This window comes from Microbacterium sp. Z10_103, assembly GCF_058310455.1.
On record NZ_JBZEGK010000001.1, the window covers coordinates 921,539 to 935,669 of the forward strand.

12 protein-coding genes are annotated in these 14,131 nt (G+C 69.1%); 7 read left to right on the plus strand and 5 right to left on the minus strand.

The features are described 5' to 3' along the window. Positions 1-685 precede the first annotated feature (685 nt). Positions 686-2,083 carry a dihydrolipoyl dehydrogenase gene (lpdA, locus tag AC4FS2_RS04235; protein WP_491153289.1) on the minus strand — a complete coding sequence of 466 codons (1,398 nt, stop codon included), beginning with the start codon at positions 2,081-2,083 and terminating at the stop codon, positions 686-688. A 10-nt stretch (positions 2,084-2,093) separates the two neighbouring features. Continuing rightward, positions 2,094-2,732 (minus strand): copper resistance CopC family protein, encoded by a 639-nt coding sequence (locus tag AC4FS2_RS04240; RefSeq protein WP_491153288.1) that lies wholly within the window; start codon positions 2,730-2,732, stop codon positions 2,094-2,096. A gap of 102 nt (positions 2,733-2,834) precedes the next feature. On the opposite strand from AC4FS2_RS04240, the gene AC4FS2_RS04245 reads away from it, so the two are divergent. After that, positions 2,835-3,236 carry a four-helix bundle copper-binding protein gene (locus AC4FS2_RS04245; protein WP_491153287.1) on the plus strand — a complete coding sequence of 134 codons (402 nt, stop codon included), beginning with the start codon at positions 2,835-2,837 and terminating at the stop codon, positions 3,234-3,236. 1 nt (position 3,237) lies between these two features. Here AC4FS2_RS04245 and AC4FS2_RS04250 read toward each other — a convergent pair whose 3' ends face one another. Next, positions 3,238-3,585 carry a hypothetical protein gene (locus AC4FS2_RS04250; RefSeq protein WP_491153286.1) on the minus strand — a complete coding sequence of 116 codons (348 nt, stop codon included), beginning with the start codon at positions 3,583-3,585 and terminating at the stop codon, positions 3,238-3,240. A gap of 167 nt (positions 3,586-3,752) precedes the next feature. Between AC4FS2_RS04250 and AC4FS2_RS04255 the strand changes: the two genes are divergently transcribed. From AC4FS2_RS04255 to AC4FS2_RS04265, 3 genes are all read left to right on the plus strand, one after another. Further along, positions 3,753-4,253: an FHA domain-containing protein gene (locus tag AC4FS2_RS04255; protein WP_491153285.1), complete on the plus strand. Its 501-nt coding sequence runs from the start codon at positions 3,753-3,755 to the stop codon at positions 4,251-4,253. Further along, positions 4,253-4,939 (plus strand): transcriptional regulator FtsR, encoded by a 687-nt coding sequence (ftsR, locus tag AC4FS2_RS04260; RefSeq protein ID WP_491153284.1) that lies wholly within the window; start codon positions 4,253-4,255, stop codon positions 4,937-4,939. Before AC4FS2_RS04255 ends, ftsR begins: the two co-directional genes overlap by 1 nt. Positions 4,940-5,035: 96 nt before the next feature. Continuing rightward, positions 5,036-5,581, plus strand: coding sequence for a MerR family transcriptional regulator (locus tag AC4FS2_RS04265; RefSeq protein WP_491153283.1), 546 nt, complete (start codon positions 5,036-5,038; stop codon positions 5,579-5,581). 193 nt (positions 5,582-5,774) lie between these two features. On the opposite strand, the gene AC4FS2_RS04270 is transcribed toward AC4FS2_RS04265, so the two are convergent. Next, positions 5,775-6,587, minus strand: a complete 813-nt coding sequence (locus AC4FS2_RS04270; RefSeq protein ID WP_491153282.1) for a ParA family protein — start codon at positions 6,585-6,587, stop codon at positions 5,775-5,777. A 65-nt stretch (positions 6,588-6,652) separates the two neighbouring features. On the opposite strand from AC4FS2_RS04270, the gene AC4FS2_RS04275 reads away from it, so the two are divergent. The 3 genes from AC4FS2_RS04275 to AC4FS2_RS04285 all read left to right on the plus strand — a co-directional run bounded on the left by AC4FS2_RS04275 (position 6,653) and on the right by AC4FS2_RS04285 (position 12,188). Further along, the gene (locus tag AC4FS2_RS04275) at positions 6,653-10,060 is read left to right on the plus strand and encodes a pyruvate carboxylase (protein ID WP_491153281.1); all 3,408 of its coding nucleotides are present in this window, start codon (positions 6,653-6,655) and stop codon (positions 10,058-10,060) included. A gap of 99 nt (positions 10,061-10,159) precedes the next feature. Beyond that, entirely contained in the window at positions 10,160-11,692 is a 1,533-nt protein-coding gene (locus AC4FS2_RS04280) for a MinD/ParA family ATP-binding protein (protein WP_491155650.1), read from the plus strand. 4 nt (positions 11,693-11,696) lie between these two features. Then, positions 11,697-12,188 carry a peptide deformylase gene (locus AC4FS2_RS04285; RefSeq protein WP_491153280.1) on the plus strand — a complete coding sequence of 164 codons (492 nt, stop codon included), beginning with the start codon at positions 11,697-11,699 and terminating at the stop codon, positions 12,186-12,188. Positions 12,189-12,284: 96 nt separating this feature from the next. On the opposite strand, the gene AC4FS2_RS04290 is transcribed toward AC4FS2_RS04285, so the two are convergent. Continuing rightward, a complete protein-coding gene (locus tag AC4FS2_RS04290; protein WP_491153279.1) occupies positions 12,285-14,111 on the minus strand; it encodes an AMP-dependent synthetase/ligase in 1,827 nt (608 codons plus the stop codon). Between the last annotated feature and the right edge of the window lie 20 nt (positions 14,112-14,131).

Sequence of the window (14,131 nt, forward strand, 5' to 3'; positions counted from 1 at the left end):
GGGCTCCCACCCTGAGCGTTTCGGGAGGGGATGTGCACGGGGGAGGGAGTGTTTGAGCGATACGGTCCTCCCGAAGCGCCATCTCCTCCCGAGCTGCACGCGGCACGCCGCACGCGGCCCGGATGCCGGACGCAGGGCTCCCACCCGGAGCGTTTCGGGAGGGGATGTGCACAGGGGAGGGTCTCTTTGAGCGATCTGGTCCTCCCGAAGCGCCATCTCCTCCCGAGCCGCACGCCGCACGCCGCATCCCGCACGCCTCCCGAGGCCCGGACGCCGCACGCAGGGCTCCCACCCTGAGCGTTTCGGGAGGCGATGTGCACGGGGGAGGCGGTATTAGAGCGATACGGTCCTCCCGAAGCGCCATCTCCTCCCGAGCTGCACGCGGCACGCGGCATCCTGCCCGCCTCACGCGGCCCGGATGCCGCACGCGGGGCTCCCACCCCGAGCGTTTCGGGAGGGGATGTGCACGGGGGAGGCGGTATTAGAGCGATACGGTCCTCCCGAAGCGCCATCTCCTCCCGAGCCGCACGCCCACACGCCGCACGCCGCCCGGCCCCGCCGACGGCACCGCACCCGGCCCCGCCCCGCCCCGCGCCGCACGCCATCCCCGACCCGCGCACTACCCCCGGAACACAGCAGCGCCGCCCGGCTTCAGCTGGGCGGCGCCGCGGGTGCGAGGCGAAAGTCAGATGTTGATCATGTGACCGGCGAGGCCGTGGAAGGCCTCCTGCAGTGCCTCCGACAGGGTCGGGTGCGTGTGCACGTTGCGTGCCAGCTCGAGCGCCGTGAGGTCCCACTTCTGCGCGAGGGTCAGCTCGGGCAGAAGTTCGGACACATCGGGGCCGATGAGGTGGCCGCCGAGAAGCTCGAGGTGCTCGCTGTCGGCGATGAGCTTGACGAAACCGATCGGCTCGCCCAGGCCGTTGGCCTTGCCGTTCGCGGAGAAGGGGAACTTAGCGACCTTGATGTCGTGGCCGGCGTCGCGTGCCTGCTGCTCCGTGAGGCCGAACGAGGCGACCTGGGGCGAGCAGAACGTCGCACGCGGCATCATCCGGTAATCGCCCAGCGTCATGGTCTCGGCCTTGCCGATCGTCTCGGCAGCCACGACGCCCTGCGCCTCGGCGACGTGCGCGAGCTGCAGCTTGGCGGTGACGTCACCGATCGCGTAGATGTGCGGCACGTTCGTCCGCATGTAGTCGTCGATGCCGATGGCGCCGCGCTCGGTGAGCTTCACGCCGGTGTTCTCCAGGCCGAAGCCCTCCACCCGCGGGGCGAAGCCGATGGACATGAGCACGCGGTCGGCCTCGATCGAACCCTTCGTGCCGTCCTTGGCCGTGTAGGTCACCGTGACCTTGTCGCCGGAGTCTTCGACGGTCTCGACCTTGGTCGAGGTGAGGATGTCGACGCCGTAACCCTTGTACTGCTTCTGGATCTCCTTGGAGATCTCGGCATCCTCGTTGGGGAGGGCGCGATCGAGGAATTCGATGATCGTGACCTTCACGCCGTAGTTCGTCAGGACGTACGCGAACTCCATGCCGATCGCGCCGGCACCGACGATGACGATCGATTCGGGCAGTTCGCGGTTGAGGATCTGCTCCTCGTACGTGACGACGTTCTCGCTCAGGGTCACGCCGGGCAGAAGCCGCACGGTGGAGCCGGTCGAGATGATCGCGTTGTCGAAGGTGACGCGTTCGACAGAGCCGTTGGCCCCCGCCACGTCGATGGAGTTCGCATCGACGAACGTGCCGCGGCCGTCGTACTCCGTGATCTTGTTCTTCTTCATCAGGTAGTGGATGCCCTTCACATGGCCATCCGCGACCTTCCGGCTGCGATCCCACGCGGCGCCGAAGTCGAACGTGACGTCGCCGGAGATTCCGAAGAGGTCGGCCTTCGCGTGGAAGGTGTGCGCCAGGTCGGCGTTGCGCAGGAGAGCCTTGGAAGGGATGCAGCCCACGTTGAGGCAGACACCGCCCCAGTACTTCTCTTCGATGACCGCGACCGAAAGGCCGAGCTGGGCGCTGCGGACCGCTGCGACGTAACCGCCGGGGCCCGCGCCGAGGATGACGACGTCGTAGTGAGGCATGACTCCCAGCCTATCGGTCGTCGCGGACCTCGGAGTCGGCGGCGGCACGGCGTGGGCGCACGACCAGGAGGTACAGCACGAGGGCGATGACAACCGCCAGGACGACGCCCCCGATGATCCACGGCAGCCGGCTGGCGGAGTCCTCACCGGTGGCTGCTGTCGGCGACGGCGCGGGCTCGGCCGACGCGCTCGGTGTCACGGTGTCGGTGGGCGACGCGGGCGTGGACGCCGTCGGCGTCGGGGTGGGGCTCTCCGGGCCCGTCACGGTGAACGCGAACTCCCCGGAGATGGGGTGCCCATCACTGGAGACCACCCGCCAGAGCACCCGGATGCTGCCGCTGGCCTCACCCGCCAGTGGCTGGGTGAGCGTCGTCCCGTCCACCACGGCGGGTCCGTCGGTGAGCGGGGTGCCCGCAGCATCCGTCACCTGCACCTGGTTCGCGTCGTCGCCGCCGAGCAGTTCGGCGCTGAAAGCGAGCGTGAGCGCCTCGGGCAGCTCTGTCAGCTGGGAGTCCGCCACCGGATCTGTCGAGACGAGCTCGTCGTGCGCCGCCGCCGGCGAGGCCGCCCCGTACACGAGCGTGAGGACCCCCAGGAGGACGGTCGCGAGGACGGTCAGGGGGTGGATGCGGAAGCGGTCGGAGGTCATCCTTCGGAGCCTACCCGCGGCCCTTATGCGGGTCACCCGCTGCCCCTACCATGGCCGCAGGCGGGGGAATCTGCCCGCTGCCGGTGAACACGGAGGTGCGGGATGGACATGCGGATGATGGACATGATGTCGGACGACACGATGTCGATGCCCGGCAGGGGGACGATCAACATGGAGCTGCTGCAGGCGTGTCTGGACGCCTGTGCGGCGTGCGAGCAGGCGTGCACGGTCTGCTCGACACAGATGCTCTCGTGCGCGCCGGCGTGCATGAACTGCGCCGACATGTGCAACACGATGATGCGCACCATGCTGCGCATGCAGGGCACCACTCCGGCAGCGATGATGGCGATGCTCGACGCGTGCATCGCGATGTGCCAGGTGTGCGAGGAGGAGTGCCTCGAGCACGCCTCGCACCACGTGGCTTGCGAGCTGTGCGCTCAGGCGTGCCGCGCCTGCATCGACGCCTGCGTGGCGCTGAAGGACTCGATGATGGCTGCGGCCTGAGTCAACCGACGAGCGCGACGTTCAGTCGGCGGCCCCGGGCCGCCAAGACGGCGTAGCGGCCGTGGATGGCGACCGGTTCGCCCGGCGCGAGACCGGTGGATGCGGCGTGCCACAGGGTGACCGCGACGCCGTCGGCGAGCGTGTGCAGCACGATCTCGCCGGAGTCCGCGTCGGAGCTCGTCACGACAGCATCCCGCCACTCCGAGGGGGTCGCCGCCGCGAGGCGCGCCTGGATCAGGTGCAGCGCGTGCCCGGGAGCGAAGGATGAGCACGCCCCGCCGGAGGTGCACATGCACGTCTCACGCTCGCGCACCTCGAGCGGCGGACGACGGCGGGACGGGCTCGACACGGTGGGCTCCTGATCAGTAGGTTCGAAGTCCCGCCAGGCTAGGCGGATCCGACGCCCGGTGCCCTCGGCGCAGACACACAGCGCAACACTGCGCAGGACCCCGTCCCGGGGGAGTGGCCTCATGGGGCACGGAGCGATCGGATAGTGTGGACGCGGAAGGAGGCCTCGTGGACGAGACACGTCGACCTGAGCCGGGCGAGATCCGGCGCGATGCGGATTCCGGTACGCCGGAGGCACGCTCGCATGACACCACGCAGACCTTCGGGCACGATGCCGATCTGTCGTTCGTGCCGTTCGGCAGCGAGCTGAGCGAAACCGAGATCGAGGCGATCGGCGCACTGCCTTCGGGCGCTGCGCTGCTGCTGGTCCGGTCGGGGCCCACGGCCGGCGCGCGCTACCTCCTCGACACCGACGTCACCACGGTGGGGCGCCACCCCGAGGCCGACCTGTTCTTCGACGACGTGACCGTGTCGCGTCGTCACGCGGAGATCATCCGCGACGGCGTACGGTTCGACATCGTCGACCAGCGCTCCCTCAACGGCACGTATGTCAATGGCGAGCGGGTCGACCGGGCATCCCTTGCCAACGGCGCCGAGGTGCGCATCGGGAAGTTCCGGCTGACGTTCTTCGTCTCTCCCGCGGATCTGCCGCTGGCTGCCGACGACTGATGCCGGCAGCATCCGCCCGCGGCCGTTCGTCGTCCGCGGGGCTCCTCAGCATCGGTCAGGTCCTGGCGCGCTTGACGCCGGAGTTCCCGTCGCTCACTTCGAGCAAGCTGCGGTTCCTCGAGGTCCAGGGCATCGTCTCGCCTACGCGAACCGACTCCGGGTACCGCAAGTTCTGCGCGGCAGACCTTGAACGGCTGCGCCTGGCCCTGACGCTGCAGCGCGATCACTACCTCCCGCTCAACGTGATCCGCGATTATCTGGCCGAGGTCGACGCGGGCCGCGACCCGTCGCCTCCCAGCGCCGTGCCGTCGATCGTGCCCGCGCCCCGGCGTTACCGGCGTGCAGAGCTGCTGGCGGCAGCCGGCGCTGCCCCGCAGCTGCTCAACGACGCGATCAGCACAGGCGTGATCGTCGCCGCGGAGTCGTACAACGACCAGACCGTGGCGCTTCTGCGTGCGCTCGTCGCGCTCGACCGGCATGGGATCGAGCCTCGACACCTGAGATCGGTGCGTCAGAGCGCCGAACGCGAGGCCGCCTTGATCGAGTCGGCGCTCGCGACGCTCATGCGGCGCCCGGATGCTGCATCCCGGGCCCGCGCGAGCGAACTCGCGCCGGAGCTCGCCAAGCGCCTTGAGGACGTTCGGGCCGTGTTCGTGCGTGACGCCATCGAACGCATCGTGTCGTGACCCGGCGACACGCCGAGCCTGGGATGCGGATGTCGTTGCCCGGGGCCATCCGCTCATCTAGCGTGGGTATATCCGATTCGATGTGGAGGTTCCGGCATGACTGCTGATGAAGCTGTCGGCGGGCCTCGGTTCGTCTCAGACCTTTTGTTCACCGATGGGCTGCCCCAGATGGATGACGAGGTCGGCTACCGCGGTGCGGTGGCGGCACGCGCCGCCGGGATCACGTACCGGCAGCTCGACTACTGGGCGCGCACCGAACTCGTGGAACCCACGGTCCGCGGTGCCAGTGGCTCCGGGTCGCAGCGCCTCTACGGATTCCGCGACATCCTCGTGCTCAAGCTGGTGAAGCGGCTGCTGGATACCGGCATCTCGCTGCAGCAGATCCGTACCGCGGTCGACCAGCTGCGCGCTTCCGGCATCCGCGACCTCGCGGGCACCACGCTCATGAGCGATGGTGCCTCGGTGTACCTGTGCACCTCGAACGACGAGGTCATCGACCTCGTCAGCCGCGGGCAGGGCGTCTTCGGGATCGCCGTCGGCAAGGTGCTGCGCGAGGTCGAGTCGACGCTGGTCGAATTCGACCCGACCGCGCCCGACCCGGTCGACGAGCTGGCCGCGCGGCGCGTCAAGCGCACCGCGTAACGTCCCGCGCCCGCCACCCGCCGCCGCATCCCCGAGCCCCGCCCGGCTTCCCTCACGTTCCGCCCGCCCGCCTTCCGTCCCGTCACGCGCTCCGGCGCGTCATGAGATCAGGAGTTTTGGCCGAGACAGGCCGAATCGGCCCGGATCGTCCTGTCTCCGCGAAAACACCTGATCTGGTGCAGGCGGGAGGCGGTCAGACGCTGGCGGCGTCGCCCGGAACGGGGATGCGCCCCGTGCGCATGACGCGGTCGAGCAGCGCGTCGAAGTCGGCCGCGAGCTCCTGAGCCGAGTCGCCGGGCCAGACGTGCAGAGGCTTCGCGGCGCCCTGCGCCTGCTGCAGCGACGTGCGCTCGGGCAGCTGGGGGTTCAGCACCAGGGGTCCGAACATGTCGCGCAGCTCCTTGATGCGGAACTGGTGCTCGATCGACTGCGGGCGCACGCGGTTCACGACGACCCCCAGCGGCTGAAGACGGGGGGAGAGGCCACGGCGGATTTCTTCGATCGCCCGCAACGCGCGGTCGGCGGCGGCGACGGAGAAGAGACCGGGCTCGGTGACGACGATCACCCGGTCACTCGCCGCCCACGCCGTGCGCGTCAGGGCGTTCAGCGAGGGTGCGCAGTCGATGAGGACGAGGTCGTAGTCGGCCTCGATCGTGGCGAGCGCCTCCTCGAGCTTCCACACGTCACGGACGCTGGGATGCGGGCCGTCGAAGTTGATCGCGGACGGGCTGCCGATGAGCACGTCGATCGTGCCCGGGTGCACCTTCGCCCAGCCGCTCGAGGTGATCGCCTGACGCACGACCTTTTCTCGCGGATTCGCGAGAACATCGGCGACGTTGAGACGCCCCGCGACGGAGATGTCCATGCCGGTGGAAACGTCGGATTGGGGGTCGAGGTCGACCACGAGGGTGCGCACGCCGCGAGCGAAGGCCGCGGAGGCCAAGCCGAGCGTGACGGTGGTCTTGCCGACGCCGCCCTTGAGCGAGCTGACGGAGAGTACGTGCACAAGCGTCTACGTTACCGTCCCCTAGGCTGTGAGCACACTCAGCCGGTCGCCACTGTGAGGTGCGCATGTTCCGAAAGATCCTGGTCGCCAACCGCGGCGAGATCGCCATCCGTGCTTTTCGAGCCGCCTACGAGGTCGGTGCCCGCACGGTTGCGGTGTATCCGTACGAGGATCGGTTCTCCCTGCACCGGCTGAAAGCGGATGAGGCGTACCAGATCGGTGAGCGGGGACACCCCGTCCGTGCGTATCTGGATGTGGACGAGATCATCCGCGTGGCGCGCGAGAGCGGCGCCGACGCGATCTATCCCGGCTATGGCTTCCTTTCGGAGAACCCGGAGCTTGCCGAAAAGGCCGCTGCGAGCGGTATCGCGTTCATCGGCCCGCCCGCTGCCGTGCTGGAGATGGCCGGCAACAAGGTCACGGCGAAGCACCACGCGACCGCAGCCGGCGTTCCGGTGCTGCGCTCGACGGAGGCCTCGGACGACATCGACGCGCTCCTGGCGCAGTCCGATGACATCGGGTTCCCGTTGTTCGCCAAGGCCGTCGCCGGCGGCGGCGGACGAGGGATGCGGCGAGTGGAGTCCAAGGGCGAGCTCGCTCCCGCCCTCGCCGAGGCGATGCGCGAAGCACAGAGCGCGTTCGGCGACGCCCGCATGTTCCTCGAGCAGGCGGTGCAGCGCCCGCGGCACATCGAGGTGCAGATCCTCGCCGACTCGACGGGTCACACGGTTCACCTCTTCGAGCGCGACTGCTCGCTGCAGCGTCGCCACCAGAAGGTCATCGAGATCGCTCCGGCCCCGAACCTCGCCGAGGACGTGCGCACCGCGCTCCACCGCTACGCGGTCGCCTTCGCGGAGTCGATCGGCTACCAGAACGCCGGGACAGTGGAGTTCCTCCTGGAGACGGCCGGTCCCCGCACGGGCGAGGTCGTCTTCATCGAGATGAATCCGCGCATCCAGGTCGAGCACACCGTGACCGAAGAGATCACCGACGTCGACCTCGTGCAGTCGCAGATGCGCATCGCCGCGGGGCAGACCCTGAACGAGCTGCACCTCGCGCAGGATGACATCCACCTGCGCGGCGCGGCCCTCCAGTGCCGTCTGACCACCGAAGACCCGGCCCAGGGGTTCCGCCCCGACACCGGCAAGATCACGACCTACCGTTCGCCCGGTGGCGCCGGCATCCGCCTGGACGGGGGAACGACCGCGGCGGGATCGCAGATCAGCCCGCACTTCGACTCGATGCTCGCGAAGCTCACGTGCCGCGGGAGGGATTTCCCCGCCGCGGTGGCCCGTGCGCGCCGAGCGCTCGCGGAGTTCCGTATCCGCGGTGTGTCCACGAACATCCCGTTCCTCCAGGCGGTGCTCGATGACCCCGCCTTCCTCGCCGGAGACGTGAGCACGTCGTTCATCGATGAGCGCCCCGAACTGCTGCAGGGGCGCGAGTCGAAGGACCGCGGCACGAAGGTCCTCAGCTGGCTCGTCGACGCCACCGTGAACCGCCCGAACGGGGAGAACCCGGTCTCGGTGAACCCGCGTCTGAAGCTGCCCGCGATCGACCTGCTGACTCCCGCGCCGTCCGGGTCCCGCCAGCGTCTCGAAGAGCTCGGCCCGGCCGGGTTCGCACAGGCCCTGCGGCAGCAGAACGCCCTCGCCGTGACGGAGACGACGTTCCGCGACGCGCACCAATCGCTGCTGGCGACGCGCGTGCGCACCAAAGACCTCGTCACCGTCGCGCCCTATGTCGCCCGGCTCACACCCCAGCTTCTCTCCGTTGAGGCGTGGGGCGGCGCCACGTACGACGTCGCCCTCCGGTTCCTGAGCGAAGACCCCTGGGAGCGGCTGGACGCCCTCCGTTCGGCGTTGCCGAACATCGCGATCCAGATGCTGCTGCGCGGCCGCAACACCGTGGGCTACACGCCCTATCCGACCGAGGTCACCGACGCCTTCGTGGCCGAGGCCTCAACCAGTGGCATCGACATCTTCCGCATCTTCGATGCGCTCAACGATGTCGCCCAGATGCGCCCGGCCATCGACGCCGTCCTGGCCACCGGCCGCTCGGTCGCCGAGGTGGCTGTCTGCTACACCGGTGACCTGCTCGACCCGAACGAAGACCTGTACACCCTGGACTACTACCTGCGTCTCGCGGAGCAGATCGTGGCCGCCGGTGCGCACGTCCTCGCGGTCAAGGACATGGCGGGGCTTCTCCGCCCGGCTGCGGCGACGAAGCTCGTCACCGCCCTGCGTGAGCGGTTCGACGTGCCTATCCACGTGCACACCCATGACACCGCCGGCGGCCAGCTCGCCACGCTCCTGGCCGCGTCCGCGGCGGGGGCGGATGCGGTGGATGCAGCATCCGCGCCGATGGCCGGGACCACCAGCCAGCCCTCCCTCTCGGCCCTCGTCGCCGCGCTCGCGCACACCGAGCGTGACACGGGGCTCGACCTGCAGGCGGTGTCCGATCTCGAGCCCTATTGGGAGGCAGTGCGGCACCTGTACCGGCCGTTCGAGTCGGGGCTTCCGGGGCCTACCGGCCGCGTCTACCGCCACGAGATTCCCGGGGGCCAGCTGTCCAACCTCCGCCAGCAGGCGATCGCGTTGGGGCTCGCCGAGGATTTCGAGCTCATCGAAGACATGTATGCCGCGGCGAACGACATCCTCGGGCGCGTGCCCAAGGTGACGCCGTCGTCGAAGGTGGTCGGTGACCTGGCGCTGTACCTGGCGGCCGTCAAGGCCGATCCTGCCGACTTCGCCGCGAACCCGGAGAAGTACGACGTCCCCGATTCGGTCGTCGGCTTCATGGCGGGCGAGCTCGGGGAGCTCCCCGGCGGCTGGCCCGAGCCGTTCCGCACCAAGGTCCTCGCCGGACGGGACGTGAAGATCGGCGTGAGCCCGCTCACTGACGAAGACACCGAGCAGCTGGCCGGCTCGCCCGCCCAGCGCCGGGATCGGCTGAACCGGTTGCTCTTCCCCGGGCCGACCCGCGCGTACGCCGAGGCGCGGGAGAACTATGGCGACCTCAGTGTGCTCGACACTGCGGACTACCTGTACGGGCTGATGCCAGGTGGCGAGCACGTGGTCGAGATCGAGAAGGGCGTGCAGCTGTTCGTCGGGCTCGAAGCCATCGGCGACGCGGACGACAAGGGAATGCGCACGGTCATGACGACGCTGAACGGTCAGCTGCGTCCGGTCTTCGTGCGCGACCGCTCGATCGCCGTCGAGACGCGCTCGGCCGAGCGCGCCGATACCTCGAAACCGGGTCAGGTCGCAGCTCCCTTCTCCGGTGTCGTGACGGTGAAGACTGCCGTCGGCGACACCGTTTCGGCCGGCCAGCCGGTGGCGTCGATCGAAGCGATGAAGATGGAGGCGGCCATCACCAGCCCGGTGGACGGAGTGGTGGAGCGGCTCGTCATCGGTGACACGGCACAGGTGGACGCGGGGGACCTTTTGGTCGTCATCCGCCCCGCGCAGTAACCTGAGGGGGACGGGCGCCGCGCGCCCACCCCCGTTTGGAGACCTGCTGTGACCCCCGACCGACACGACGAGACGCCCGAGGAAGACGCGGAGCACGGCATGTTGACCGACGCGACAAGCGTCGAGACAGCCGGCATCGGCATCCTCGGCGCACGCACGGCACGAGTGAGCCTCTCCCTTCCTGCCGACGACGATGACCTCGCCGAGGATGAGGCCGTCGACGACATCGCCGTCGATCATGCGGCCGGGGACGCCGCCATCGAGGAGATCGCCACGGGCGACATCATCCTCGAACGCGCGCCGGAACGCGAAGCTCTCCCCGACGACATCCACGATGCGGATGAGGTGATCGACGAAGCGGGCGCGCACGCCCCGGCCACCGAATCCGTCGCCCACACGCCGGCCGCGGCATCCCTCGCCCCGCCTCTCGAACCCCAGCCCGAGCCCGCGGAGACCGCACAGGATGCGGCGTCGGCGACCAGTGCGCCCACCACGCCGCGCGCGCTGCACAGCGGCAGCATCGCCGTCGGTGAGCCGGTGTCGTTGACGCCGACGACGCGCCGGGAAGCGCATCACGCGGACGAGCACGGACGGGGAGACCGCGCGCACGCCGTGGAACGGGTCCACCCTCCGCAGCCGGAGGTCACCCTCGCGTCCAAGCGGCTCGGTGAGTTCGAGCCGAACCGCGAGACGGCCGACCTGCTCACAGCAGACCGGCTGCTCGAGCGGGGTCAGGTCAGCGGAGCGGAGCCGGAGGGCCTGTGGCAGCAGCTGGTCTACTCGCTATCGCGGCACCGCATCAATCTCGGCGACAGCCGCAAGGCACGCGCCCGCAAGCGGCTCGACCTCCGGATCGCCGCACCGTTGTCCGGCGGAGCCCGCTTCGTCGCGGTTCTGTCGCGCAAGGGCGGGGTGGGTAAGACGACCATCACCACTCTGCTCGGGATGGCGCTCGCCTCTGCGCGCGACGACCGCATCATCGCCATCGACGCCAACCCCGACCGCGGCACCCTCGCCGACCGCATCGGACGCGTCGGCGGGCGCACCGTACGTGACCTCGCGCGCCTTCGCGGCGCCGTCACGGGGTTCAACGACATCTCGACGATCGTCGGTCGCGACACGACGCGGCTGGATGTCCTCGCATCCGATTCCGATCCGCGTATTTCCGAGGCGTTCAGCGACCGCGATTACCACGACGTCGCCGCCGTGGCTGCTCACTACTACTCCATCGTGTTGACCGACACCGGCACCGGCGTCGTGCACTCGGTCATGGGAGCGACCCTCGAGGTGGCCGACCAACTGGTCATCGTCGCGGGGCTCAGCGTGGACGAAGCGAGACTGGCCTCCGAGACTCTGACATGGCTGGAGACCAACGGGTACTCCGATCAGGTGCGCAGCGCCGTCGTGGTGCTCAACAACGCGCGTCCGGGCACGCCGCTCGTGAGCGAACGCGAACTCGAGGCGCACTTCCGCACGCGCGTACGCGCGGTGGTGCGGATGCCCTACGACCCGCTCATCGGCGTCGGCAGCGAGATCTCGTTCCGGGACCTTCAGCCGGCGACACGCCAAGCCGCGCGCGAACTGGCCGCTACCGTCGTGGAGGGCCTTCGCGCGATGGCTCCCGCCGCGTGACACGATGACCGTCCGCAGCATCCGCCTCTTCGGCGACCCCGTCCTCCGCGCACCCAGCGCCGTCATCACCGAGATCGACGACGGTGTGCGTGCGCTCGTGCAAGACCTCCTCGACACCGTCGAACCGCCCGGACGTGCCGGCGTCGCCGCGCCCCAGATCGGTGTCGGGCTGCGCGCCTTCAGCTACAACGTCGACGGCGAGATCGGCTACGTGCTCAACCCGGTGCTCGTCGAGACGGCCGGTGAGCCCGTGCCGACGGCGGAGGGCTGCCTCTCCATCCCCGGCGTGTGGCACGACGCCCTCCGCTTTCCCTACGCGAAAGTCGTCGGCATCGACCTCGACGGGAACGAGGTGACCCTCGAGGGGGAGGGGCTGATGGCTCAGGCTCTCCAGCACGAGACCGACCACCTCGACGGGATGCTGTTCGTCCAGCGCCTCCCCGCCGACGCACGGCGCCAGGCGATGCGGGAGATCCGCGAAAGCTCCTGGTTCTGACTCGCGTCCTTCACGCGAGAAACGACATGTCGGGCGAGAAACGCCGCGATGCGGCGTTTCTCAACCCGAATGTCGTTTCTCGGCGGAAGGGGCGCGTCAGGGGAGCGAGACGTTCGTCGTGTTGACGGGCGAGAGGTAGATCTCCTCGACCTCGTCGGCGAAGTCGGCCATGATCACGTTCCGCTTGATGCTGAGCTTCGGGGTCAGGTGGCCGCTGGCCTCGGTCCATTCGCTCGACAGGATCGTGAACTTGCGGATCGACTCCGCCCGCGACACGAGCACGTTCGCCCCGTCGATGGCGCGCTGTACTTCGGCGTGCACGGCTTCGTGCTGAGCAGCGTCCGCGAGCGTCATGTCGGCCGACAGCCCGTTGTTCGCGAGCCAGGTCGGAAGCATCTCCGAGTCGAGCGTGATGAGCGCCGAGATGAACGGCTTCTGATCTCCGATCACCACGACCTGCCCGATGATCGGGTTCGCGCGGATGGGGTCCTCCAGCGCCGCGGGCGCGACGTTCTTCCCGCCGGCGGTGACGATGATCTCCTTCTTCCGGCCCGTGATCGTGAGGAATCCCTCCGCGTCGAACGCGCCGACGTCGCCGGTCTTGAACCAGTCGCCGTCGAACGCTTCGGCGGTGGCCTCGGGGTTGCGCCAGTACTCCTTGAAGACGTTGATGCCGCGCACCTCGATCTCGCCATCGTCGGCGAGACGGACGCCCACCCCGGGGAGGGCCGGGCCCACGGAGCCGATCTTCGACTTCGTCGCGAGGTTCACCGTGGCGGGGGCGGTCGTCTCGGTGAGACCGTAGCCCTCGAGGATCACCACGCCCAGGCTGTGGAAGAAATGACCCAGCCGCTCACCCAGGGGGGCCGAGCCCGACACGGCGTACTGCACGCGTCCGCCCATCGCGGCCCGGAGCTTGGAGTAGACGAGGCGGTCGAAGACGCGGAACTTCACCTTCAGACCCAGCGGAACCTTCTTGCCGTCCTGCAGGAGCTTCGAGTGCTCGATGGCCGCCTGGGCGGCGGCCCGGAAGATCTTGCCACGGCCTCCGGCCTCGGCCTTCTGCTCGGCGGAGTTGTACACCTTCTCGAAAACCCGCGGGACGGCGAGGAGGAACGTCGGTTTGAACGAGCCGAGCGCGGGGAGGAGCTGCTTGGTGTCGGGCTGATGCCCGACCTTCACTCCCGCGTGGACCGACAGGATCGAGATGAACCGGGCGAACACGTGCGCGGTGGTGATGAACAGCAGAGTCGACGCGCCGGGCGCTCCCACGACTTCATGCAGCGCCTTCGCGGAGTTGCGGGACAGCTCGACGAAGTTGCTGTGCGTCAGCACGCACCCCTTCGGCCGGCCGGTGGAGCCGGAGGTGTAGATGAGCGTCGCGATGTCGCTCCCGTTCGCCAGGTGGCGACGGCGCTGGATCTCCGCGTCCTCGACGGACGCGCCGGCGCTCACGAGCTTGTCGAGGTCGCCGAGGTGCATTCCCCAGACGTGCCGAACGAGCGGCAGGTCGGCGCGAACCTCATCCAGGCGTGCCGAGTGGTCGGTGGACTCCACGATGACCGCGGTGGCGCCCGAATCCGACAGGACCCACTGGATCTGCGCGGGCGAGCTCGTCTCGTACACGGGAACCATCACGGCCCCGGCGTAGAACAAGGCGAAATCCACGAGCGTCCAGTCGTACGTCGTGCGGGCGAGGAACCCGACCTTGTCGCCCGGCTGGATGCCCGCGGCGGCGAATCCCTTGGCCAGCGCGATCACCTGCCCCTCGAACTCGGCGGCGGTGATATCCCGCCACCCGGGTCCGTCGGGCACCGCGAAGATGGCTCGTTCGGGTGTTTCGGCCACTCGATCGGCGAGGAGATCCGCGATGTTGGCGGACGGATCAGCAGGCACGATCGGCGGTACTTCGAATTGGGTCACGGCAGCTCCTTCGGTACCGG